The organism is Mesobacillus sp. (assembly GCF_049588175.1).
In the GTDB taxonomy this organism is placed as follows: domain Bacteria; phylum Bacillota; class Bacilli; order Bacillales; family Cytobacillaceae; genus Mesobacillus.
The window spans coordinates 1-1,586 of record NZ_JBAVFI010000647.1; the positions used below are offsets into that span (position 1 = coordinate 1).

Here is a 1,586-nt window from a genome sequence, read left to right on the forward strand (position 1 = left end):
GGTAAATGGATCGAACGCCAAGCACAACTTAAAGCACAACTTGAAAAAGAACTGCAAGAAACAATCGACATGCAGGTTAAACGTTCCTCACAACTGGAGCTTGCCCGCCAGACAAATGAAGGTGAATTAATTGATTTTGCCCAAGCAGAAGTTACAGCCTACACGAACCGTAAAGACGTATTACAAGCTAGCATATCTCGCACAACTGAGGAGTTATTTGGGCTTGAACAAAAGTTTGAAGAAATGAAACACAAACTGAAAGATATGAAAGTTCGCCAACTACAGCTGATGGGCAAAGAAAATGTTACTCGTGCCCATCACCAAATGGACCGAGTCCTTCAACCTGAAGCATCAAAAAACGGTGAAAAAAGATTATTGGCCTTTGAAGAAATGGAACGATACATCGAACGTCTAGGTCAACGCATTGAAAAACAACATGATTTATCATCCATGGAACGCAGACTAGACATGCTAGAAAAAAATGCACAACCGCAACAAGAAATTGTGTAATATTAGATAGAAAAGCACTGCTCTAGCACTGTTACTGAAAAGTCACTGTTAAGTGCTTAAAAGTAAACACCAAAATAAAGGAGAAGGCACTTGTCTTCTCCTTTTAAGTAAGATTAATTACAACAGCGGTTACTTGTTAGTCAAGGAATCCGATACGAAAAAGGAGGAATAGCTTTGCAACGATTTTCAACTGAGCGAATTACATTTTGGCTATTGGCTGCCTTGCTACTTATATTTATCGAAGCGATGTTCTTCCATAATGGAAGCGTGTTGTTCGTTCTTTTTGGTATCGGGTTAATTTATATCAGTCTTCGGAAAAGAAGCCGCTTGTTTTTCTGGAGCGGCATCGCGTTCTTAGGAGTCGCCTTACTTTCCATGTGGAGCCTGCGCTTATTAATCGCAGCTACGATGGTTTATATTTTAGTGCGACTTTGGAAAGGCGATGAAACACAACAGGTCATTGAACCATTTCTCGGTGACGTAGAAACACCGAATGCCATCATTCAAAACAAACTCTTTTCTGTGCAAACTACACCTTTTCAGGCTTATGAATGGCAAGATGTGCATGTTCAAGGTATTTACGGAAACATCACCATAGATACGACTCAAACGGTGTTGCCAAAAGGAACCTCGTTTGTATCTGTTCGCCAGGGAATCGGAAAAATAAGTGTGATTGTTCCTTATGAAATCCCTGTTCGGATTCATTACACAACGTTACTGGGAGATGCCCGACTTTTTGGTGCCAGTAAAAAACGTTTATGGAATCAATCGATTGTCCTTCAAAATGGCTATGCAGAAGCTCAGGGCAGTGCCACTTCCGAATTAGTCATCGCTGTATCGACGTGGCTTGGGGATGTTGAGGTGATTCGCAAATGAGTGGATTCATCGGACGTACTTTCCTATTATTTTTCATTCTCACTGCATTCATCGCGATGTTATTAACGTATATATTAGGTTGGCCATCATACGATAACTGGTACCTTCTCCTGTCAGAAGAAGGAGATTTGCCTATTGCCATATGGATCGCCATTTTACTACTCGGCATTAGTATGGGAACAGCAATTTCCAGCACGACT

At 41.0% G+C, this 1,586-nt stretch carries 2 protein-coding genes and 1 pseudogene; all 3 read left to right on the forward strand.

What is annotated here, in order from left to right; genetic code table 11:
• A partial coding sequence (locus tag WB217_RS15580; protein ID WP_423994166.1) for a PspA/IM30 family protein occupies positions 1-510 on the forward strand: 510 nt, incomplete at its 5' end.
• Positions 511-684: 174 nt separating this feature from the next.
• Entirely contained in the window at positions 685-1,386 is a 702-nt protein-coding gene (liaF, locus tag WB217_RS15585) for a cell wall-active antibiotics response protein LiaF (protein WP_423994167.1), read from the forward strand.
• Positions 1,383-1,586, forward strand: a pseudogene (locus WB217_RS15590) (sensor histidine kinase); the annotation flags it as partial. The gene liaF and the pseudogene WB217_RS15590, both read left to right, overlap by 4 nt.